The following is a 20766-nucleotide window of genomic DNA, read 5'->3' on the forward strand; positions in this document are numbered from 1 at the left end:
CTGTTGCGATAAACGCGCCCCCGGCGTCCTCGAGTGTCATGAAAGGTGCGGCCAAACCGATGAACGTCCCCGACCGGGTTTCCGACGATTTGCCCTTTCTCACGGCGCTGCGCCGCGATCTGCACGCCCATCCGGAACTCGGATTCGAGGAGGTCAGGACCAGCGAACTCGTCGCCCGGCATCTCGAGGAGGTGGGGATAAGCGTGCATCGCGGCCTTGCCGGGACCGGCGTCGTCGGCACCCTTCGGGTCGGCAACGGCACGCGTTCCATCGGCCTGCGCGCCGATATGGATGCGCTGGCCATGCCGGAAACGGCAGAGCGGCCCTACACGTCCACCGTGCCGGGCAGGATGCATGCCTGCGGCCACGACGGGCATACGGTGATGCTGCTGGGGGCGGCGCGCCATCTTGCCCGGACGCGGACGTTTTCCGGCACCGTGCATTTCATCTTCCAGCCGGCCGAGGAGGGGCGCGGCGGGGCGCGCAGGATGATGGAAGACGGCCTGTTCGGCCTTTTCCCCTGCGATGCGGTTTACGGACTCCACAACATGCCGGGGCTCGCCATCGACGAGATGGCGGTCGTCGAGGGCCCCCAGCTCGCCTCGTCCGACAGCTGGCGCGTCACCTTTCGCGGCACGGGCACGCATGGCGCCAAGCCGCATCTCGGGCGCGATCCGATCACCGCCATGGCCACGTTCCTTGCCGCCCTGCAGACGATCGTCGGCAGGGTGGTCGATCCTTTGCAGCCGGCCGTCGTCAGCGCCTGTTCGGTGGCGGCGGGCAATCCGGAGGCGCTCAACGTCATTCCCGATTTCGCCGCCATCGGCGGCACGGCGCGCGCCTATTCGGCCGCCGTGCGCGACCAGCTGGAAGAAGAGATCGGCCGCCTGGCGCGGGGAACGGCGGAAATGTTCGGGATCGGCGCCGACTACCGGTTCGAACGCCGCATCCCGCCGACGATCAACGACGCCGCCGCCACGCGCCGGGCGCGCGACGCCGCCGCAAGCGTCTTCGGAGACAAGGTCCTGAGCGCCTTCCCGCCCTCCACGGCCGGCGACGATTTCGCGTTTTTCGGGCAGCAGGCGCCGGGCTGTTACGTCTGGCTCGGCAATGGTCCGGCCGTCGAAGGTGCGCTCCATCACAATACCGCCTACGACTTCAACGATGCCGCGATCCCCTACGGGGTGGCCTTCTGGTCGGCCCTCGTCGAGCGGGAACTGGCCGCCGGCTAGAAGATCTCGGGCATGGGGTGTTCCGGCGGCTTCCCGGTCGCCGTCTTCATCGCGCCGCCGCCGCCGCAAGCGCATCCAGGATGACGGCTTTCAGCCGGTCCTGCTCGGCCTCGACGGCAAGGTCCGCGTTGAAGGCGGCATGGCTCGACCGCGTCTCGACCACGGTGCGGCCGCGGGTCAGCGTACCGGCAAGCTCCATCGCGATGGCGACCGGCCGGAAGGTCACCAGGTCGGGGCGGACGAAGGCCGCCGCCGCCGCGGGATCGTAGAAGGCCATGGCGGGGCGGCCGCGGCTGATGGCGATGGCGATGAAGCCGCCGAACAGGTCGGCCAGCAGGTCGGCGTTGCCCCCGCCGAGCGTCCGCAGGCGTTCGGCGTCTTCCGGCCGGCAAAGGATCTTGCGGGCAAAATCGAGATCGACCATGCGCAACGGCAGGCCGTGGGCGAGAACGATGGCGACCGCCTCGGGGTCGGCATAGGCGTTGAACTCGGCCGACGCGGTATGGTTGCCGGCGCCGGCGCCGCCGCCCATCCAGGTCAGATCGTCGATCCGGCGGGCGAGGTCGGGACGCGCCAGCACGAGCGCCGCGATATTCGTCAGCGGCCCCAGCGCCAGGATGCGGCGCGGCCCGGCGGCCGATTCGAGCCAGTGGACGAGCGCGTGGAAGGCGTCCCCGCCCGGTTCCGGATCGCCGGCGGGAAGGCCGCGGCCAAGGGTCGGAATGCCGGTGGGACCGAGGATCCTCTCAGCCGTCTCGATTTGCCCCAGCACCGACGTCTCGCGGCCGATGGAAATGGGAAAGCGCCAGCCGAACGCCCGCCTTGCCGCCGCCGCGTTGCGGCGCACCTGCTCCAGCGGAACATTGCCGAAGACCAGCGACACGCCGTCGATGGCAACGCCGGCATGCCCGACCGTCAGGATCGCGGCGATGTCGTCGAAGCCCATGTCGGTGTCGATCCAGATCCCCATGGGTCACCCGAAGCGCTTGAGGTGCGCGGCGTTGCCGACCGGAAGGTCGAAGGCGACCTCGGCGCCGAGCGGATGGCTGGGCAGGGTCGCGTCGACCTCGGCCTTCAGGCTGCCGAACGGCGTATCGAGGACGTATTCGCGCGTGCCGCCGGCGAATGAAACGCCGCGCACGGTGCCTCGGAAGGGGCCCGAGCCCAAGCGCAGCATGCGGGGTCGCCAGGCCAGTCCCGCCGTTGCCGGCAACTGGGATGGTACCGGGATCTCGCCGTGATCGCTGACGAACTTGCCGTCGCGGATCTCGAAAATGTTCTCGAAGCCGACGAAATCGGCGACGAAGCGCGAGACCGGATGGTTATAGATCTCCTCCGGCGTGCCGATCTGCTCGATCGCGCCGTCCTTCATCACCACGATCCGGTCGGCCAGCGCCAGCGCCTCGACCTGATCGTGGGTGACGAAGATCATCGTCACGCCGCTTTGCTTCTGAACCCGCTGCAGCTCGGTGCGCATTTCGAGCCGCAGCCGTGCGTCGAGGTTGGACAGCGGTTCGTCGAGCAGCAGCAGTTTGGGTTCCATCACCATGGAGCGGACCAGCGCCACGCGCTGCTGCTGGCCGCCGGAAAGTTCCGGCGGCTTGCGGCTGGCGAAGCTCGAAAGGTCGACCGATTTCAGCCCGGCCTCGACCTTGGCCACAAGCTCCGCACCGCCCATGCCCTTGAGCTTGAGGCCGAAGGCGACGTTCTCGAACACCGACAGATGCGGGAACAGGGCGTAGGACTGGAAAACCATCCCGACGGCGCGCTTGTTGGCCGCAACGCGGGTTATATCGACCCCGTCGAGACGGATGCGGCCGCCGGCCGGCCTCAGCAGGCCGGCGATCGCCCGCATGGTCGTGGTCTTGCCGCAACCGGACGGCCCCAGCAGGGCCAGCAGCTCGCCCTTGCGGATGTTAAGATCGAGGTCCTTGACCGCGACCGTCTTGCCATAGGTCAACGTCAGCTTGTCGAGGGTCAGAAAGGCTTGATCAGACATAGCGGGAGAACCCCAGAAAACGCTCGGCGGCGAAGACGATGCCGACGGACAGAAAGGCAAGCAGCGAGGAAAGCGCCGCGATGGACGGATCGAACACGATCTCCATGTAACCGAGCATGTCGATCGGCAGGGTTCTGACCCCTGGGCCGGACAGGAACAGCGAGACCGGAACCTGGTTGAAGCTGGTGACGAAGCCGAGGATGAAGGCCGACAGAATGCCGCCGCGGATGTTCGGCAGCACCACCCGGAAGAAGGCCCCAAGGCGCGACGAGCCCAGCAGCACCGCAGCCTCCTCGATCTCGGAGCGCAGGTTGTTGAGGCTGGCCGAGACCACGCGCACCGCATAGGGCAGCACCAGCGCCGTGTGGGCGAGAAACAACGCCAGTGTGATCTTCATCTGGAACGGCACGACGAAATAGCGAAGCAGGGCGAGACCGACGATGATGCCGGGCACGATGATCGGCGCCGAGACCATCATGCGGACGGTCTCGGCGAACGGCAGCTTGTAGCGCGACATGGCGTACGATGCCGGAACCCCAAGCACGAGCGCCGCCAGCGTGCCGCCGATCGCCAGGAACATCGACATCGCGAAGCCTTCGCGAAAGCTCTGGACGGTGAAGACCTTGGCGATCCATTTCAGCGAAAAACCCTGCGGAGGAAAGGCCAGCGTGTCGCCGGCCGAGAACGAGGCCGCCACGATGATCACGAACGGGCCGATCAGGAAGAACAGCACGAGGCCGAGGGTCAGCGGCGCGAAGAGACGCTGGGTCATTTGCGGCTCCTTGCCGTCGCCAGGCGCTTCAACAGCAGGTTGGTGGAAAAGCTCATGACGATCAGGATGAAGGCGATGACGCTCGCCGAGACGAAATCGCTGGCGACGGTGACGCGCTGGTAAAGCAGCGTTTCCAGCATCAGCACCTTGGAACCGCCGAGAATGGCCGGCGTGATATAGGCGGTCATCGAGCCGGTGAAGACCAGCGTGCCGCCGATCACCAGGCCCTCCTTGGTCAGCGGCAGGATGATTTTCCAGAATACCTGGAACCAGTTGGCGCCCAGCACGCGGGCGGCCGGGACCATGTCGCGCGGCAGGTTTTCCAGCGCGCTCACCAGCGAGATGATCATCAGCGGCAGGAAGAGCTGCAACAGGCCGATGAAGACGGCGGTCTCGGTGAAGAGAATACGGACCGGCGCGTCGCTTAAGCCCACCGCCGTCAACGCCTGGTTGACGATGCCGGTGCGCCCCAGGATGACGATCCAGGCATAGGTGCGCGCCACCGGCGAGATCATCAGCGGCAGCGCCACCAGCCCGATCATCCGCCCCTTGCTTGCCGCGGGCAGGCTGACGATCGCATAGGCGGCGGCATAGCCGATCACCGCCGCGATGATGGTCACGACGGCGCCGAGCTTGAGCGTGCGCAGGAAAACCGTGCGGTTGATCGGCAGGCTGAAGAAATCCGAAAAGGCCGAAAGCGTCCAGCCGTCGGCCGACCGGAAGCCTTCGGACAGCAATATGCCGACCGGCACGAGAAAGACCACCGCGGCGAAAATCGCGGCCGGCAGGGCCAGCGCCAGCGCCTCGGCCCGGTTGTGGAACATCTGTCTTCGCCCTCAGTCCTCGGACGGTTCTTGCATGAACCTACGCTTCTTGAAGTCGTGGATGGCCGGAACTAGTCCGGCCATGACGGCTCTTCATTCTCGTCATGCCCGGGCTTGACCCGGGCATCCACGTCTTTCTTCTTTCCCGACGGCACACGCCCGGCCATGACGGGCTTATCAGGGGCGCGGCGCCGCTGCCTTTTCTACTGCGCCACCTTGGCGTTCCATTCCGAAAGCCACGCTTCGCGGTTGTCGAGCGCGACGTCGGACGGAATGAGCTTCAGACCCTTGGCCATTTCCTCGCCATAGGTGATGTTGTTGGCGACGTCGTCGGAAACCTTGACCTCGGCATTGACCGGACTGTCGACCAGCTTTTCGGCAAGCTTGGTCTGGATTTCGGTCGACAGCCAGAAGTTCATGAATTCCAGCGCCAGGTCCCGCTGCTTCGCCCCCTTGGCGAGGACCATCACGTTCATTCCGCCGGTCTGGCCTTCCTTGGGCGTCGCCCAGGCGAGCGGCAGGCCGAGCTTGGTGAACGGCGACCACGAGAACCGGCCGATCGGCGCCGCCCAGATCTCTTCCTGCTTCATCAGCTGAACCAGCTGCGAGGACTTGACGTAGAAAGTGACGATCTTGTCCGCCTTGGCGCCCACCGCCCGGATCGCGCCCTTGAGGTCCGGCGTGTTGGTACCGAGCGCCTGGCCCAGCATATAGAGCACCGGCGGGCCCTGGTTGGTGGTGACGTTCGGGAAGGCGATATGGGAGACGATGTCATCCTTGAGAAGGTCGGCCCAGGACTCGATCTTCATCTTGTCGGTGCGATAGACGATCGAGGTCGAGTAGAAGGTATAGCCGACGCTCATGCCGTCGCCGTTCGGGTCCTTGGCGACGTCGTAGAGCTTGCCGAAGTTGGAGAGCTTGGCGGTGTCGATCTTGTCGATCAGGCCGGCACGCGCGGCCGCAAGCGCATCGGCCATCGATACCACCGCCATGTCGATGACCGGATTGGCCTTGTTAGCCTCCATCTTGGCCAGGCGCTCGACGCTGTTGCCGGTTTCGACCACCAGCTTGCAGCCGCACTTGGCTTCGAACGGATCGTAGACGATCTCCTTGAATTCGTCCTGCGCGAAGGCATAGACGGAAATGGTGAGCGTCTTGTCCTCGGCATGGGCGATGCCCATCGTCAGCATCAGGGCGCCGGCCGACGCCAGCAGGGTCTTGGTCAGCATAGGCATTTTCCTCCTGGAATTTGGGTTGGCGTTTCGGGGGTCGGGCCGGCCGCCGGAGCGGTTGTTTGCCGAACCACCAATTGCATGGGCACTTTTGTCGTCTCCGCCGCCGCCACGGTGCCGGTCGCGGGGCGGGAAATTCCAGGGCCGTCGGCTTCGATCGCGCACGCCAGCGCGCCGATGGCGATCTCGGCGATGCGCGGCATGTCCATGCGGACCGTCGTCAGTCCGGGCGTCACCACCGACGCCCACAGCAGATCGTCGAAGCCGGTAACGCTTGCCTCTTCGGGCACGCCGATGCCGGCTCGATGCAATTCGGTGAGCGCCCGCAAGGCATGCAGGTCGGAGACCGCGGCAAAGGCGGTAAAGCCTTCCGCGACCTTACCCGCCAAACCCAGAGGACACCCCTTGCCCCATTCCCGCTCCCGCCGCTCGATCCACAGAACCTCGGCCTTTCCGTCCGATGGTATTCGAGACTTCATTCCGCCGATACGGTCATTCTGCACATTGGAGGCGGGATTGTTGCCGATCAGCAGCAGGTTCTTGTGTCCCAGCCCCGCCAGATGCTCGACGATGGCCTGCCCGCCCTGCCAGTGATCGGCGGCGACGGTGTTGCCGGGCGTCGATGGGCTGTCGATCACGGCGACCGGACAACCGATATCGGCAATGCGCGTGCCGCGCCGGGGCACGATCACGATGCCGTCGACATCCTGTTCGATCAGCCGATTGACCGCTTCGGTCTGCATCGCGGTCTCGCCCCGCGAATCGGCGATCAGCACGCCATAGCCAAGCGTGCTCGCCGCGTATTCGATGGCCTGGGCGATTTGCGGAAAAAGGGGATTGGAAATGTCGGGGAGCACAAGACCCAGCACGCCCGTTCGCCCCGTCCGAAGCGCGCGGCCCGCCTGGCTCGGTACATAGCCGACTTCGCTGGCCTTCGCGCGGATACGCTCGATCAGTTCCGCCGAGACGCGCCCTTTGCCGGACAGCGCGTTCGACACCGTCGCCGCCGAAACGCCGAGTTCGGCCGCGATCTCGTTGAGGTTCGGTCCAGGACGTGGATGAGCCAATTGCTCCCCGGGAGGCAAATCTGATTAAACGTTTAATCAAACTAAGGCCCTATTGTCCTCGTGTCTATCGTCTTCCGCTGGCCGCGCTGTTGAAAAATTCGCTATTGGCGGAATGACAGCCGCGGACTGTGGCGAGGCCTGAGGAGGGTTATTGGGCGACGGCGCCACTTGCCTCGCGCAATCATTTCCTTCTCAGGTTTTCCAGGGCATCCGCGGTGACTTGGCGCATGGCGTTCGGCTCGTGACCCAGCGCCGCCTGAAGACCGCCGCCGATCAGCGCGTCGCCCAGCGCCGGGACGACGACGGCCGACACCATCCGGCCGATGGCTGTGGCGCCGCCCGCCCTTAAACCCGCATCGCCTTCGGCCAGGCCGCCGACCAGATCGGCGACGGCGGCATAAAGGGGTGCCAGGCGATGGCCGGCGCCGGTCGCCGCCAGCCAGGCGACGAGCCGGCCGGCGCCGTCGGCGGCAAACGCATCGAAGACGACGTCGACCACGTCGCGCGCGCCGATCTCGCCGCGCCTCAGGTGGGCCACCGCGGTGGCCGTGGCGGCCGCCAGATCCTCGGTGATGGTGGCGATCAACGCCATATGGAGCGCATCGACCGTTCCGAAATGGTAGGTGACGTTGCCGTGCGTCACGCCGGCCCTGACCGCCACCGCCTTCAGCGTGATCGCCTGCGGCCCCGAGTCGCGCAGAAGGTGGCGGGCCGCCCGGATGGCCTGGGCCCGCATCTCTTGCGGGGCGCGGCGTTGACGGGTGGGCTTAACAAACCCCTCGGGAATGCTTATTGTCATAGGTGACAATAATACCGGCACGCCGGTCGAGGTACAAGCCATGTCCCAGCACGCCCCGCAGACCTACGAATACAATCTCGATGTCGCCGCCGCCGACATCGACGAAATGGGCCACGTCAACAATGCCGTCTATCTGACGTGGGTGCAGGTGGCGGTTCTTCGCCATTGGAACCGCATCGCGCCCAAGGAGGCGGTGGCCGGGCATCTGTGGGTGGCCCTGAAGCACGAGATCCGCTATCGGCACCCGGCGTTTCTCAACGACCATGTCATCGTCAAGGTCGTGCTGGAAAAGCTGCAGGGCGCGCGCGCCTTCTACAAGACGATGATCCGCCACGGCGACGACGTGCTGGCCGAAGTCAACAGTTGCTGGTGCTGCCTGGATGCGGTGACCCGCAAACCGGTCCGGCTGGCCCGCGACATCGTGGCCCGTTTCCTGCCGGCGGAAGCCGCCTCCCACTGACGGTGCCGGCGATCCTGGCCGGTCGCATATTGACAATTTCCCTAAATAGGTATATAGTCATCGTTTCAATTTTCAGCCCCGGCCCCCGAACCGGCGGCGCCGCGCTTCGCCCTTTGGGCCGCGTTCGCCTCGTCGCGACTCAAGGGACCGCTTTCGGGGTCCGTCGAAACCCCCTAAGGCCCTGAAACGAAACCACAAAAGGGGAAAATGACGAGAAATGACGATGTTTTTTTCGGTGCGCGCGACGTTTTCCTTTTGGTTTCAAGGGCTTGCCGCAAACGGCCAAAACCGGAAAATCGTCATTTCGGGTCCGCGGAGGCGCCGCACGGCATCGGCGGGCGGCTTCCCCTACTCCGCCGTCCCATGGGCGGCGACCGCTTCCAGGAACACCTCGGCGAAGTCGCGGAGCTTGGCGGCGCCGACGCCGGCGATGGCGGCGAACTGATCGGGCGTGCGGGGGGTGAGTTGCGCCATCTCGATCAGCGAGCGGTCGGGGAAGATGGCATAGGCGGGCACCCCGCGCTCGCGGGCCAGGCGCAGGCGAAGGTCCTTCAGGGCGGCGAACAGGGCCGACTGGGACGCCGTCAGGCCGGCGGCGCTTTCGCGCTTGGAAGGCTTCTTGCGCTCGGCCTTGGTCGCGCGGCGCAGGGTGTCGGGGCGGTATTGGAAGGCCTCGTCGCCGGCCATCAGCGCCCGGCCGCGCTCGGCCACCCTCAAGCCCCCGTAGCCGGCGATGTCGAGGCCCAGAAACCCGGCCGCCACCAGCTGGCGGATCAACGACTGCCAGTCGGCCCGCGCCCGCTCGGCGCCGGCCCCGAACAGGGAAAGATTGTGGTGGCCGGCCATCGTCGCCTTCTCGGTGGCGGTGCCGCGCAGCACGTCGACGATGTGCGCCGCGCCGTAACGCTGGCCGGTGGCGGCCACCGCCGCCAGCACCAACTGGCCCTCGGCCGTGCCGTCGACGCGCTCGATGGGGTCCTGGCAGACGTCGCAATGGCCGCAGGGCGGGGCGGTTTCCCCGAAATAGGCGAGCAGCACCTGGCGCCGGCAGGCCGGGCTTTCGCAATAGCCGATCAGCGCGTCGAGCCGCTTGTGCTCGCGCCGGCGGCGATCGTCGCCTGCGTTCTCCTCCTCGATGAAGGTGCGCCGCATGCGGATGTCGTCCAGCCCATAGAGCATGTGCGCCTCGGCGGGCCGGCCGTCGCGGCCGGCGCGGCCGATTTCCTGGTAATAGGCCTCGACGCTGCCCGGCAGGTCGGCGTGGAAGACGAAGCGCACGTCGGCCTTGTCGATGCCCATGCCGAAAGCGATGGTCGCCACCATGACGAGGCCGGGTTCCGTCATGAAGCGGTTCTGGTTGGCGTCCCTGGCGCCCTTGTCCATGCCGGCGTGATAGGGCAGCGCCGGAATGCCGGATTCGCACAGGAAGGCCGCCGTTTCCTCGGTCTTCTTGCGCGACAGGCAATAGACGATGCCGCTTTCCCCGGCGTGGCGGGCCATGAAATCGAGGAGCTGGCGCTTGCCTTCGCGCTTCATCTCGACGGCCAGGCGGATGTTGGGGCGATCGAAGCCGAGCACCACGGACTCGACCTTGCCGGAGAACAGCTTCGCCGCGATGTCTTCGCGCGTCACCTCGTCGGCGGTGGCGGTCAAGGCCACCATGGGGACGCCGGGGAACAGGCCGCGCAGGCGCGAGAGCGCCTCGTACTCCGGGCGGAAGGCGGGGCCCCACTGCGAGATGCAATGGGCCTCGTCGACGGCGATGAGGGAGACCGGCAGGCGGGCGAGCGCCGCCAGCATGCGCTCCGTCATCAGCCGCTCGGGCGCCATGTACAAGAGCCGCGTCTCGCCGGCGGCGGCGCGCCGCCAGGCCTCGACGTTGGCCGCCCGGTCCTTCGAGGAATTGATGGTGTCGGCGGTGACGCCGGCCAGCTTCAGCGCCGAGACCTGGTCGTGCATGAGGGCGACGAGCGGCGAGACCACGACCGCAAGCCCGCCCGCGACGAGGGCCGGGACCTGGAAGCACAGCGACTTGCCCGAGCCGGTCGGCATGACGGCCAGCACGTCGCGGCCCGCCAGCAGGGAATCGACCACGGCCTCCTGGCCGGGCCGGAAGGCGTCGAAACCGAAAACCTCCTTGAGGACCCGCCGCTTGGCGTCATCGGGCCGGGTCGGCACGGTCGATCCCGCCCTGGATCAGCTGCCGGCGACGGCCCGGGCGCCAAAGCCGCCGCGCGCCATTGTCGGGCTACGCAAGGCGGCGGCGTTGACGGAGGTGCGCCCGGTGGTGTTGGAAACCACCGTCGAATCGGCGGCCCGGAAGGCCCCCGAGCGGCCGTTTTCCCAGCCGCGATAGAGCGGCTGCGGCGGCACGCCGACGCCGCCGCGCGACATGCTGCCCATCATGTAGCCCATCATGAGCGGCATGAAGAGCGAACCCGAACCCGAGCCTGTGGCCTGGGATTGCTGCGTCCCGGCCGGCGCCGCCTCGCACTTGCCGGGGCCGAACTGGGCCTGGCATTCCTCGGCGCTGGTGAAGACCGGCGCGGCGGCGACGTGGGTCTTCTGGGCCTGGTCGAACTGGGAGCGACAGGTATTGGAATCGTACATGCCGCTGTCGATGCACTGCTGCACCGTCTCAAAGACCGCGGTGTTGGCCGGATCTTCGCAGGCGGTGAGCGCAATGGCGGCGGTGCCCATGGAGAGCAGCTTGACGAAACGCGATCTTCTCATGCGGGGATTTCCTTTGGCTTCTGCCGGAGAGTGCCATGGACGGCGCTACGGCGCAATGAAATGGGGAACGAAACGCGACAAATCCTTGGTGATCGGCGAGGCGTCCTCGCGGATGCCGAGGCCGGCCGGCTGGCCGGCCACCACCCACGCGCCGAGGACCGCGTAGTCGTCGCCCACCTTCAGCAGCGGGGTATGGGCCTGCACGACAAAGCCTTCCGCCCCGTACTCGCCGTCGGTGGCGGCGACGATGGCGGCCCCCTTGCGGATTTCGACGTTGGCGCCTTCCCGCGAGAACAGCGGCTTTCGCACCACGGCCTCCAGGTCCTGCCACGGCTCGCCCGGCTGATCGGCGAACCAGGCCGGCAGCAGGTTGGGGTGGCCGGGGAACATCTCCCACAGCAAGGGAAGCAGCCCCTTGTTCGAAAGCACCATCTTCCAGGCCGGCTCGATGACGGCGGTGCGGTCGGCCAGCAGGTGGCGGCCGAAGGGTTCCGTCACCATGAACTCCCACGGATAGAGCTTGAACAGGTGCGTGATGACGGCGTCGTCGAGGTCGGTGAAGTGGCCGGAGGCGTCCACCCCGATGGCGGCCATGTCGATGAGCACCGTCTTGAGCCCGGCCTGGATCGCGCAGTCGGCAAGATATTCCACCGTGCCGCGGTCCTCGGCGCTCGACGTGATGGCGGCCAGATGCAGCACGTTGGGCGCAATCCCGAAGCGCTTGAAGGCCTCGATGAGGCGCTCGTGCAGGGAATTGAACTGGTCGGCCCCCTTGGGCAGGGCGCCCCGTTCCATCATCTGTTCCAGCCAGATCCACTGGAAGACGGCGCTTTCGAACAGCGCGGTGGGGGTGTCGGCGTTGTATTCCAGAAGCTTGGCCGGGCCGCCGGCCCCATAGGCGAAATCGAAGCGGCCGTAAAGGTTCTTGTCGCCGCGCCGCCAGCTCGCCCTCACCAAATCGTGGAACTCGGCCGGGATGCGCAGGCGATCCAGCAGGCCGGGCTCGTTGACCGCGCGCTCGACCACGGCGTAGGACATCCCTTCCAGCGCCGCCGTGGGATCTTCGATCTCGGCCTCGATCTCGGCCATGGTGAAGGAATAGGCCCGCGTTTCGTCCCAATAGGGGGCCCCGTACATGGTGTGGAAGACGAAGCCCTGGGCCTCGGCCTGGCTTTGCCAGTCGGCGCGGGGTTCGACGGCGATGCGCTGCATGGAAGGGCTCCGGGGGTTCGGCGGCAGTTGATGGAACGGCCTTCCTTTGCTACAGGTTCCGCCACCGAAAGGCCATAATTATCGGCTAGGAAATGCCATCATGATCAAGATCATTTCCCTTCTCTGCGTCGCCGCCCTCTGCGCCGGACTCGGCCTGTCGCCCGCGCGTGCCGCCGAGGACACGCCGCTCTCCAATCGCGCCGAGCAGGCCGAGAAGGCGTTGCGCGACGGGGCCGAAAAGATGCTCAAGGCGCTCAACGGCCTGATCCAATCGATCCCCCAGTTCGAGCCGCCCAAGGTGCTGGACAACGGCGACATCATCCTGCGGCGCAAGAACCCCGACGCGCCCAAGCCCGACGAGCCGACGCGCACGCCCCCGGCCGACGACCACACCTCGACGTGAGATGGGCCTGAAGGCCCCCCTCCCAACCCTCCCCCACAAAGGGGGGAGGGAAGTGTGCGTTGACACTTGATGCTGGAGTCAGGCGGGATTGGGCGGGACGGGGCGGGATATGGTGGGATCGCCAGTGAATCCGCGGCCTCCGTGGGCGCTCCAAAAAAATCGCGCCTCGCGCCTTCGTTTCTGGAGTGGGCATCGTACCCGACCTTTTTGACACTTGAATCTGGAGTCACGGGGCGGCGCCTCAAAGGTCTCTGAGAGGGCTCTCAAATCAGTCTGCCGATCCACCTGACGCGCCCGGCGACGCGCAGGTTCGGGGCGGCCTCCGGCGTAATAGTCTGCTCGCGGTAGGCGATGTTGTCGCTCTTGACGACGAGGCCGCCATCGAAGAATCGCTGCACGCGCTTGACCACCAGCTCGTCGCCCATGCCGAGGATGTAGATCGCGTCGTCCATGATGCGGTCGACGGAACGGTCGATCAACAAGAGGTCGCCGGCGCGGATCGACGGCTCCATCGAATCGCCGACCGCCATGATGAGGGCCAGGTGATCGGGATCGGCCCGGAGCACGCGGCGCACGAAATCCGCGCGGAAAGCCATGTGATCCACCACATGCTCGTGGCCGTTGAGGGCGCCCGGCCCGGCCGAGGCCTCGACGTTGTAGCGCGGCACCAGCACGAATCCGGCATCCGATTCAAACGCCGCCTGGTCGCCGTCCGCCAGGCCGCCCAGCAACACCGCCTCGCGCCTGGCCGCGGCGCGCATCTCGCCCCTGCCGGTGGCCAGCCAGTCCAGGGAAATGCCGGTCTCGGCCGATAGCCTGGACAGGCCCTCGAAGGACGGATCGGCCCTCCCCTCGACCCAATTCTGAAAGGTCGACTTTGAGACGCCGCAAACGGCCGCCACCGTCGCTCGGTTTTTGAACGACTTTTCTACCTCCCTGAGTCGGCTTCCGACTTCCGACCTGAAACTCGGAACTCGGCTTCCGACTTCGAACGTGGCTTCCGACTTAGGCATAACTATTTGATCCAGAAAGAAAAAATAAAAAATCCGACGGCAGAACCAACAAACTGAACTCGGAACAACTTTCTGGCTTGTCTCGGACCAATTTTATGGTCCATAATCCATCACGTACGTGATACCGCGCGTCCGAATAAAGCCGGCCTGCAGGGCCGGGTACCAGGTCAGAGAGAATGAAGGTCCAGAACACCCACGCCGAGGACGTCAAAGCCATGGTCCGCAAGACCGGCGTCACGCTGGCCGAACTGGCCCGCCGGCACGATCTTTCGGACTCGACGACACGCGCCGCGCTTTACCGTCCCCAGCCTTCGGGGAACCGCGTCATCGCGAACTACCTGGGCAAATCCCTCAACGAGCTTTGGCCCCTGTGGTTCGACGAACGCGGCGACCGCATTCCCTCAAAAACCGGCACCAAGAATATCCGACCGGCCCAGGCCGGTCACTGTCAAAAGCGGGTGGCGGCATGAACACCCGGCCCGCGATTTCCCCATCATCCCCCGAAGCCCCCCTTCACCTGGCGGCCGGCGCTCTTCCCCCCCATGAGCCGGCCGCCCTTTTTCTTTCGAGCGCCAGATCATGAAGACCGTCCTCATCTCCATCGCGAAGATCCGCATCGGCAACCGCCTGCGGCCGGTCAACGAAGCCTGGGTCGACGTCCTTGAGGCGTCGATCCTGGAACGGGCGAAGGACAGGGAGCCGGTCCACGGCCAGGAGAAACCGATCGACGTCGGTACGGCCGACGGGGAAGGGCTGCATGATCTGATCGATGGCCGCCACCGGCTGGCCGCCCTCACCCGCGCGGGATCGAAGAGCGTGTGGGCCGTGGTGAAGGAGATGGAGCCCCGCGAGCGGCGCCTCCTGGAGATCGACGCCCAGCTGCTGCACCACAACCTCAGCACCTTCTCGCGCGCCGCCTTCCTGGCCGAGCGCAAGGCCATCTACATCGAGATCCACCCCGAGACCAAGCGGGGCGGCAAGGGCGGCCGCAGGGGCAAGGCGGAATTAAACGACATCGTGTCGTTTAATTTCCTGCCCTTCAGCGAGGAGACCGGCCAGAAGGTCGGGCTGCACAAGGACACCGTCACCCGCCTGACCTCGATGTATGGCCGGCTCACGCCGGCGTCGCGGGAGGGCATCCCCGGCAGCCCGATCGAGGACAGCCGGGCCGACCTCGACCTTCTGTCCCACCAGTCCCCCAGCCGGCAGGCGAAGATCCTCGCCCTCGTCCTCGATCCCGACCAGCCCGCCCGCTCGGTGGCCGAGGCCATCGATCGGATCGAGGGGCGCACGCGGCTCGACGCCGAGGTCAAGAAGCTCAACGGCCTGCTCGACCGCTGGATGAGGATGCCGAAGGGCATGCGCCGCAGCTGGGTGCTGGCGCTGCCCGATCCGCAGGCCGAGGAGATCGCGGCCCTGCTCGCCGAGCGCGCCCGCCAGCACGGCGGCGGGGAGACCGCGTGATGGTCAAGTCGCGCGACGACCGGCAGACGATGGACCTGCTGGACTGGCAGCCGCCGACGCTGGTCAAGCGGTACGAGGAACAGACGGTCAGGGCCTCGACGCTGCGCGCCCGCGTCGCCCACGCCGTCTCCGCCACCCTGAGGGACAGCGGCCGGGACCGCGACGAGGTGGCGGCCGAGATGGGCGCCTGGCTCGGCGAGAACGTCACCCGCAACATGCTCGACGCCTACGCCTCGGAAGCCCGCCGGGAACACACGATCCCGTTCCTGCGGCTGCTGGCCCTGGTCCATGTCACCGGCGACGTCCGCGCCCTGCAGCTGGCCGCCGAGCCGTTCGGCCATTCCGTCATCGAGGACCGCTTCCTGCCGTGGGTCGAGGTCGGGCAACTGGCCATCAAGAAGGAAGAGATCGCGAGGGAGCTGGACGCGGCCCATCGCATCGCACGCAAGGGGGGAAAACCTTGAACGACCAATGGTTCGCGCCGGCCCATCTGGCGGCGATGAAGCTGCCGGGCATGCCCGACACCGAGCGGGGAATCCGCCTGATGGCCGAGAGGGATGGCTGGCGCGCCCGCCTCAACATGGCCGGCGAGCCGCTGGCCCGCAGGCGCGAGGGACGCGGCGGCGGCTGGGAATACCACTCCACGCTGCTGCCGACCCGCGCGCAGATGGCCCTGGTCAGGGAGCTGGGGGCGGAGAGCGCGCCCGCCGCGCCGGCCGGCCGCTCCGAGCTGTGGGACTGGTTTGCCCGGCAGCCGGAGAAGAGGAAGGCCGTGGCCGGCGAGCGGGCGGCGGCGATCCGCGCCGTCAAGATCCTGCAGAAGGGCGGCGTGCAGGTGAACCTGGCGGTGGCCACGGTGGCCCACCAGCGGGCCATCGGCGCCAGCACGCTCTACGCGTGGTTCAACCTGGTGGCCGGGATCGAGGAGGCCGACTGGCTGCCCCACCTGTGTCCGCGCCACCAGGGGCGGACGTCCGTTGCCGGCCTCTCGCCCGAGGCCTGGGAGTTCATCAAGGCCGACTACCTGCGCCCCGAGAAGCGCCCCTTCGAGAACTGCTACGAGGACCTGCGCCAGGCCGCCGCCGCGAACGGCTGGCAGATCCCGGCGGCGCGCACGCTGCGCCGGCGCATCGAGCGCGAGATCCCGGCGGCGATCGTCACGCTGCTGCGCGACGGCGAGGAGGCGGCCCGCCGCATGTTCCCCTGGCAGGAGCGCGACCGCACCTGCTTCCACGCGCTGGAAGCCGTCAACGCCGACAACCACACCATCGACGTCATGGTCAGGTTCCCCGACGGCACGGTGGACAGGCCCTCGATCATCGCCGTCCAGGACCTCTATTCGAACAAGATCCTGGCCTGGCGCGTCGACCTCAACCCCACCGCCACCGGCACGCGGCTGGCCTTCTACGACGTTTTCCGCGCCTACGGCGTCATGAGCCTCGCCTTCCTCGACAACGGCCGGGAGTTCGCCGCCAAGTTGATCACCGGCGGCCAGCCGACCCGCTACCGCTTCAAGGTCACGGCCGGCGAGATGGACGGCGTGCTGACCAGCCTCGGCGTCGAGGTCCATTGGTGCCGGCCCTATTCGGGGCAGAGCAAGCCGATCGAACGGGCCTTCAAGGAGTTCTGCCAGGCCATCTCGACGCATCCCGCCTTCGCCGGCGCCTACACCGGGTCGAGCCCGACCACGAAGCCGGCGAACTACGGCAGCCGCGCCGTCGGGTTCGACGAGTTCATGGCCGTCTTCGCCGAGGGCGTGCGCCAGTACAACGCGCGGCCCGGCCGGCGCACCCGGGTCTGCGGCGGCACCATGAGTTTCGACGACGCCTTCGCCCGCTCCTACGCCCAGTCCGTCATCACCAAGGCCACCGACGAGCAGCTGCGCATGGCCATGCTGGCGGCCGAGCCGGTGACCGCCCGCACACCCGACGGCTCCATCCACCTGCTGGGCAACCGCTTTTGGGGCGAGTTCCTGCACGAGCGGATCGGCCAGAAGGTGGTGGCCCGCTTCGACCCCGACGATCTGCACGCCGGCGTCCACGCCTATCGGCTCGACGGCGCCTACCTGGGCTTCGCCGAGTGCTGGGAGGCGGTGGGGTATCTCTCGGTCGACCAGGGCCGCGAACACAACCGCGACCGCAAGGCGTGGCTCAAGGCCACCAAGGCGATGGCCGCCATCGAGCGCAAGTGGACCCCCGACATGGTGGCGGCCCTGATGCCCGAGATCGACGAGACCCCGGCCCCCGAGACCAAGACGGTGCGGATGTTCGCGGGCAACGCCGCCGTCGCCGTAGCGGCGCCGGACCCGGCCGCCATCCAGCAGAACGAGAAGTGGTTTGCCGACACTTTCCACGCCGGCCTCCAGGTCGTGAAGGGCGGCCGGGAAGACTGAGGGCGCGCCGCCTGCCAGCGGACGCGCCCTCTTAACCCCGAAAGCAAGGAGTCATCATACATGCTGAAGATCAAGGAAGAAACCACCTTCACCGCCGAGGAGATGGCCGAGATCCGCGCCAAGGTGCGGGCCATCATGGAGGCCGAGGGGCTGAAGCAGACCGACATCGCCCGCGAATCGGGCGTCGCCTACGGCACCTTCACCGGCTGGCTGGCCGGCACATACCAGGGCAACAACGACAAGGTCGCCGGCGAGGTGCAGATCTGGCTCGGCGCGCGCGTCGAGAAGAAGCGCCAGGCCGCCCGCATCCCCGAGGCGCCCGGCTTCCAGATGACGCCGACCTCGGCTGAGATCCTCGACATGCTGGGGTACGCCCAGACGCTGCCGGGAATCGTCGTGGTCGCCTGCGGTGCCGGCGTCGGCAAAACCGAGACCTGCCGGCAGTACGCCGCCACCAATCCCAACGTCTGGATCGTCACCATGGAGCCGTGCTCGAGCACGGTCTATCCCATGCTGTCGGCGATCGCCGAGAAGCTGGGCCTGACCGAACGGGTGATGACCAGGCTGTCGCGCGCCATCGGCCGCAAGATGGACGGCGCCCAGGGGCTGCTGATCGTCGACGAGGCCCAGCACCTCGACTCCAAGGCGCTCGACCAGCTGCGCTCGCTCTACGACCTCTACGGCGTCGGCATCGCGCTGGTCGGCAACGAGACCGTCTACAACCGGCTGGAGGGCGAGGGCCGCAGCGCCGGCTTCGCCCAGCTGTTCTCGCGGATCGACATGAGGAAGACGCAGCCGCGCCCGAAGGCGGCGGACATGTGCGCGCTGATCAAGGCGTGGGGCGTCGAGGACGCCGAGGAGATCCGGTTCCTGAAATCGGTCGCCCGCAAGCCCGGGGCGCTGCGCGTCATGACCAAGGTGATGAAGCTGGCCTCGATGTTGGCGGCCGGCGCCGGCGAGACGCGCGCCATCAAGCACATCAAGGCCGCGTTCGAGCGCCTCGGCACCTCCTCGACGGTGACGGAATAGGAGGCGGCCATGCCGATGATCGGAACCAGGACGGACGGCCGCGAGGTGGCCTTCTACATCCCGGACGAATGGTGGATGCGCCGTGGCGACGTGTGCCTCCATGCCGACGAACAGAACCTCTGCTTCGTGACGCGCGGAGAGCCGAAATACTGGCCGGTGCCGACGTACGAATGGCCGCCGCGCGACCGGCCGCCGGAGCGGGTCACGCTGTCGATCGCCGACGCCGAGGCCATCGCCAGGGCGTTCAACAAGCACACGTTCGGGGTCAGCGAGGAGGAGGCGCACAGGATCGTCTCCTCCTCGATGCGCTCCCAGAACCAAGCCTACAGGAGGGCCGTACGATGCTGAGCCAGGACATCCGCAACCGCGCCGCCACCCTGCGCCGTGCCCTCGAAACCGGGCATCTGACCCTGGCCATGCTGGTGACCGCGCTCGATGACTTCGACCTCGACGCCGACCGCGTCGAGGCTATGGAGGATCTCGCCCTGCCGCTGCCCGCCCAGCTCAACGACGCCAACACGCCGGCCAACGTCGTCCGCCTGGCCCGCAAGCTGGACCGCGCCGGCGTCACCCTCGGCCTGCCCGCGGGAGGTGGATCATGAGCCATATCACCATCGTCGCCATCCAGCAGTCGACCGCGCACGTCTTCGGCGTGCCGGTCATGGAAATGACCACCGCCCGGCGTGCCCTGGCGGTCACCCGGCCGCGCCAGGTCGCGATGTTCCTGGCCCGCGAGTTGACCCCCCGCTCGCTGCCGGAGATCGGCCGCGCCTTCGGCGGCCGCGACCACACCACGGTGATGCACGCGATCGCGCGGATCGGCGATCTCGTGTCCAGCGATCCGGATCTGGCGGCCAATGTCGCCCGGGCGCGCGAGCAGGTGTTGGGCTTGTCGACCGGGGAGGCGGCCAGCCTCAAGGATTTTGAGGTGCCCCGGCTCGACGGTCCGCTGGCGGAGCGCGACGCAGAGATCACCAAGCTCGCCGCCTGCATCTCCCGCCTGACCGCGAGGATCGCGGCCCAGGACGCCGAGATCGCGGCGCTGCGGGCGGGGGCGAAAACGTCGCCGCGCGCCCGCGCCTGCCTCAAGTGCCGCCAGCCGATCGTCAGCCGGTATCCCGCCCTCTGCGACCGCTGCCGCCACGAGAACCGGCACGTCTCGCCGCTGGCCGAGGGGATCGTGGCATGAGACGCCACCGCGCGATCCGCGCCCGCAACCGCCTGTTCTACGCCATCGGCCTGGCCGTCGAGGCCATCTTCGCCGTCGTCCGGGCCGTCAATCCCAACACCTGGAGGAACCGATGAAAACCCTTTCGGAAATCGAAAGCCTGGCGCGCGGCTTCAGCGAGGCGCGCCGCGAGCTGGAGGAGAACGTGCGGGGGCTGGAGGAGGAGATCGCCGCCGCCAAGCGCCGGCGCCTGCCCGCCATCCGCGAACTGATCAACCAGGCCGCCGCCCGCAAGGCGGCCCTGGTGGTCGCCATCGAGGAGAGCCGCTCCCTGTTCGCGAAGCCGAAGACGCACATCTTCCATGGCATCCGCTGCGGCTACGCCAAGGCCAAGGGCAGGATCACGATCGCCGACGCCGGCGCCGTCGTCGCCCTCATCCGCAAGCATTTCCCGGACCGCTTCAGGCAGCTCGTGAAGGTGAGTGAGAGGCCCATCAAGGCGGCCCTCAACCACCTGCCGGCCGCCGACCTCAAGCGCATCGGCGTCACCGTGACAGACGCCGGCGACGTCGCCATCGCCCAGCCGACCGACAGCGAGATCGACAAGCTGGTCGACGCGCTGCTGGGCGCCGGGGAAGAGGAGTGCGAGGAATGAGGAAGCTCGTTCCCCTGTCCCCTATCCAGAGCGCCTGCCTGGGCGTCATCGCCGAGTATTGGGCCGACCTCCGCCGCGCGCCCACGTTCCGGGAACTCCGCGACGAACTTGACTACAGGTCGTTGGATAGCATCGCCCGTCTGGTCGCCATCCTCACCGACAAGGGGTGGCTCCGGCCGCGCCGGCCCAACGCCAAGCATGCCCTGATTCCGGCGGCCGACGTCGTGCTGCCGCCGGAAGGCCCGGTCGAGATGACGACGTCCGGCCAGGCCTTCCTGGCGCTCGCGCAATACGACAACGGGCGGGTGTGAG

The 20766-nt window shown here is 67.4% G+C and carries 24 protein-coding genes; 13 read left to right on the forward strand and 11 right to left on the reverse strand.

Annotated elements, in window-relative coordinates:
- Positions 1 to 59 precede the first annotated feature (59 nt).
- Complete coding sequence (locus ODR01_RS12475; protein ID WP_316977993.1) at positions 60 to 1232, forward strand: M20 aminoacylase family protein; 1173 nt, start codon at positions 60 to 62, stop codon at positions 1230 to 1232.
- A 46-nt stretch (positions 1233 to 1278) separates the two neighbouring features.
- Here ODR01_RS12475 and ODR01_RS12480 read toward each other — a convergent pair whose 3' ends face one another.
- The 7 genes from ODR01_RS12480 to ODR01_RS12510 form a co-directional block, all read right to left on the reverse strand.
- Complete coding sequence (locus ODR01_RS12480) at positions 1279 to 2202, reverse strand: nucleoside hydrolase (protein ID WP_316977994.1); 924 nt, start codon at positions 2200 to 2202, stop codon at positions 1279 to 1281.
- A gap of 3 nt (positions 2203 to 2205) precedes the next feature.
- The gene (locus ODR01_RS12485) at positions 2206 to 3231 is read right to left on the reverse strand and encodes an ABC transporter ATP-binding protein (RefSeq protein WP_316977995.1); all 1026 of its coding nucleotides are present in this window, start codon (positions 3229 to 3231) and stop codon (positions 2206 to 2208) included.
- On the reverse strand, positions 3224 to 4003 hold the full coding sequence (locus ODR01_RS12490; RefSeq protein ID WP_316977996.1) for an ABC transporter permease: 780 nt from the start codon (positions 4001 to 4003) through the stop codon (positions 3224 to 3226). The genes ODR01_RS12485 and ODR01_RS12490 overlap by 8 nt, the downstream gene beginning before the upstream one ends.
- Complete coding sequence (locus ODR01_RS12495; RefSeq protein WP_316977997.1) at positions 4000 to 4827, reverse strand: ABC transporter permease; 828 nt, start codon at positions 4825 to 4827, stop codon at positions 4000 to 4002. The genes ODR01_RS12490 and ODR01_RS12495 overlap by 4 nt, the downstream gene beginning before the upstream one ends.
- Positions 4828 to 5030: 203 nt before the next feature.
- Positions 5031 to 6056, reverse strand: a complete 1026-nt coding sequence (locus ODR01_RS12500; RefSeq protein WP_316977998.1) for an ABC transporter substrate-binding protein — start codon at positions 6054 to 6056, stop codon at positions 5031 to 5033.
- A complete protein-coding gene (locus tag ODR01_RS12505) occupies positions 6050 to 7144 on the reverse strand; it encodes a LacI family DNA-binding transcriptional regulator (RefSeq protein ID WP_316977999.1) in 1095 nt (364 codons plus the stop codon). The genes ODR01_RS12500 and ODR01_RS12505 overlap by 7 nt, the downstream gene beginning before the upstream one ends.
- 163 nt (positions 7145 to 7307) lie before the next feature.
- On the reverse strand, positions 7308 to 7925 hold the full coding sequence (locus ODR01_RS12510; RefSeq protein WP_316978000.1) for a TetR/AcrR family transcriptional regulator: 618 nt from the start codon (positions 7923 to 7925) through the stop codon (positions 7308 to 7310).
- A 40-nt stretch (positions 7926 to 7965) separates the two neighbouring features.
- On the opposite strand from ODR01_RS12510, the gene ODR01_RS12515 reads away from it, so the two are divergent.
- A complete protein-coding gene (locus tag ODR01_RS12515) occupies positions 7966 to 8385 on the forward strand; it encodes an acyl-CoA thioesterase (protein ID WP_316978001.1) in 420 nt (139 codons plus the stop codon).
- 348 nt (positions 8386 to 8733) lie between these two features.
- On the opposite strand, the gene recQ is transcribed toward ODR01_RS12515, so the two are convergent.
- From recQ to ODR01_RS12530, 3 genes are read right to left on the reverse strand one after another with little or no spacing between them, the layout of a single operon-like run.
- Positions 8734 to 10563 (reverse strand): DNA helicase RecQ, encoded by a 1830-nt coding sequence (gene recQ / locus ODR01_RS12520; protein WP_316978002.1) that lies wholly within the window; start codon positions 10561 to 10563, stop codon positions 8734 to 8736.
- Positions 10564 to 10581: 18 nt separating this feature from the next.
- Positions 10582 to 11118, reverse strand: coding sequence for a DUF1190 domain-containing protein (locus tag ODR01_RS12525; RefSeq protein WP_316978003.1), 537 nt, complete (start codon positions 11116 to 11118; stop codon positions 10582 to 10584).
- Between the two features lie 45 nt (positions 11119 to 11163).
- Positions 11164 to 12330: a glutathionylspermidine synthase family protein gene (locus ODR01_RS12530; RefSeq protein WP_316978004.1), complete on the reverse strand. Its 1167-nt coding sequence runs from the start codon at positions 12328 to 12330 to the stop codon at positions 11164 to 11166.
- 100 nt (positions 12331 to 12430) lie between these two features.
- On the opposite strand from ODR01_RS12530, the gene ODR01_RS12535 reads away from it, so the two are divergent.
- Positions 12431 to 12733: a hypothetical protein gene (locus ODR01_RS12535; protein WP_316978005.1), complete on the forward strand. Its 303-nt coding sequence runs from the start codon at positions 12431 to 12433 to the stop codon at positions 12731 to 12733.
- 263 nt (positions 12734 to 12996) lie between these two features.
- On the opposite strand, the gene ODR01_RS12540 is transcribed toward ODR01_RS12535, so the two are convergent.
- Positions 12997 to 13746 (reverse strand): LexA family transcriptional regulator, encoded by a 750-nt coding sequence (locus tag ODR01_RS12540; RefSeq protein ID WP_316978006.1) that lies wholly within the window; start codon positions 13744 to 13746, stop codon positions 12997 to 12999.
- A gap of 176 nt (positions 13747 to 13922) precedes the next feature.
- Here ODR01_RS12540 and ODR01_RS12545 point away from each other — a divergent pair, with 176 nt between their 5' ends.
- The 10 genes from ODR01_RS12545 to ODR01_RS12590 all read left to right on the forward strand — a co-directional run bounded on the left by ODR01_RS12545 (position 13923) and on the right by ODR01_RS12590 (position 20765).
- Positions 13923 to 14216, forward strand: a complete 294-nt coding sequence (locus ODR01_RS12545) for a helix-turn-helix domain-containing protein (protein ID WP_316978007.1) — start codon at positions 13923 to 13925, stop codon at positions 14214 to 14216.
- Positions 14217 to 14325: 109 nt separating this feature from the next.
- Positions 14326 to 15210 carry a ParB N-terminal domain-containing protein gene (locus ODR01_RS12550; RefSeq protein WP_316978008.1) on the forward strand — a complete coding sequence of 295 codons (885 nt, stop codon included), beginning with the start codon at positions 14326 to 14328 and terminating at the stop codon, positions 15208 to 15210.
- On the forward strand, positions 15210 to 15674 hold the full coding sequence (locus tag ODR01_RS12555; RefSeq protein ID WP_316978009.1) for a DNA transposition protein: 465 nt from the start codon (positions 15210 to 15212) through the stop codon (positions 15672 to 15674). Before ODR01_RS12550 ends, ODR01_RS12555 begins: the two co-directional genes overlap by 1 nt.
- Positions 15671 to 17602, forward strand: coding sequence for a transposase domain-containing protein (locus ODR01_RS12560; protein ID WP_316978010.1), 1932 nt, complete (start codon positions 15671 to 15673; stop codon positions 17600 to 17602). Before ODR01_RS12555 ends, ODR01_RS12560 begins: the two co-directional genes overlap by 4 nt.
- 60 nt (positions 17603 to 17662) lie before the next feature.
- Positions 17663 to 18631, forward strand: a complete 969-nt coding sequence (locus ODR01_RS12565) for an AAA family ATPase (RefSeq protein ID WP_316978011.1) — start codon at positions 17663 to 17665, stop codon at positions 18629 to 18631.
- A 9-nt stretch (positions 18632 to 18640) separates the two neighbouring features.
- A complete protein-coding gene (locus ODR01_RS12570; protein ID WP_316978012.1) occupies positions 18641 to 18979 on the forward strand; it encodes a hypothetical protein in 339 nt (112 codons plus the stop codon).
- Positions 18973 to 19233: a hypothetical protein gene (locus ODR01_RS12575; RefSeq protein WP_316978013.1), complete on the forward strand. Its 261-nt coding sequence runs from the start codon at positions 18973 to 18975 to the stop codon at positions 19231 to 19233. The genes ODR01_RS12570 and ODR01_RS12575 overlap by 7 nt, the downstream gene beginning before the upstream one ends.
- On the forward strand, positions 19230 to 19820 hold the full coding sequence (locus ODR01_RS12580; protein WP_316978014.1) for a helix-turn-helix domain-containing protein: 591 nt from the start codon (positions 19230 to 19232) through the stop codon (positions 19818 to 19820). Before ODR01_RS12575 ends, ODR01_RS12580 begins: the two co-directional genes overlap by 4 nt.
- Positions 19821 to 19932: 112 nt before the next feature.
- Positions 19933 to 20454, forward strand: coding sequence for a host-nuclease inhibitor Gam family protein (locus ODR01_RS12585; protein WP_316978015.1), 522 nt, complete (start codon positions 19933 to 19935; stop codon positions 20452 to 20454).
- Complete coding sequence (locus tag ODR01_RS12590; protein WP_316978016.1) at positions 20451 to 20765, forward strand: LexA family transcriptional regulator; 315 nt, start codon at positions 20451 to 20453, stop codon at positions 20763 to 20765. Before ODR01_RS12585 ends, ODR01_RS12590 begins: the two co-directional genes overlap by 4 nt.
- Position 20766 lies beyond the last annotated feature (1 nt).

Origin of the sequence: Shumkonia mesophila, assembly GCF_026163695.1 — a bacterium.
Taxonomy (GTDB): domain Bacteria; phylum Pseudomonadota; class Alphaproteobacteria; order Rhodospirillales; family Shumkoniaceae; genus Shumkonia; species Shumkonia mesophila.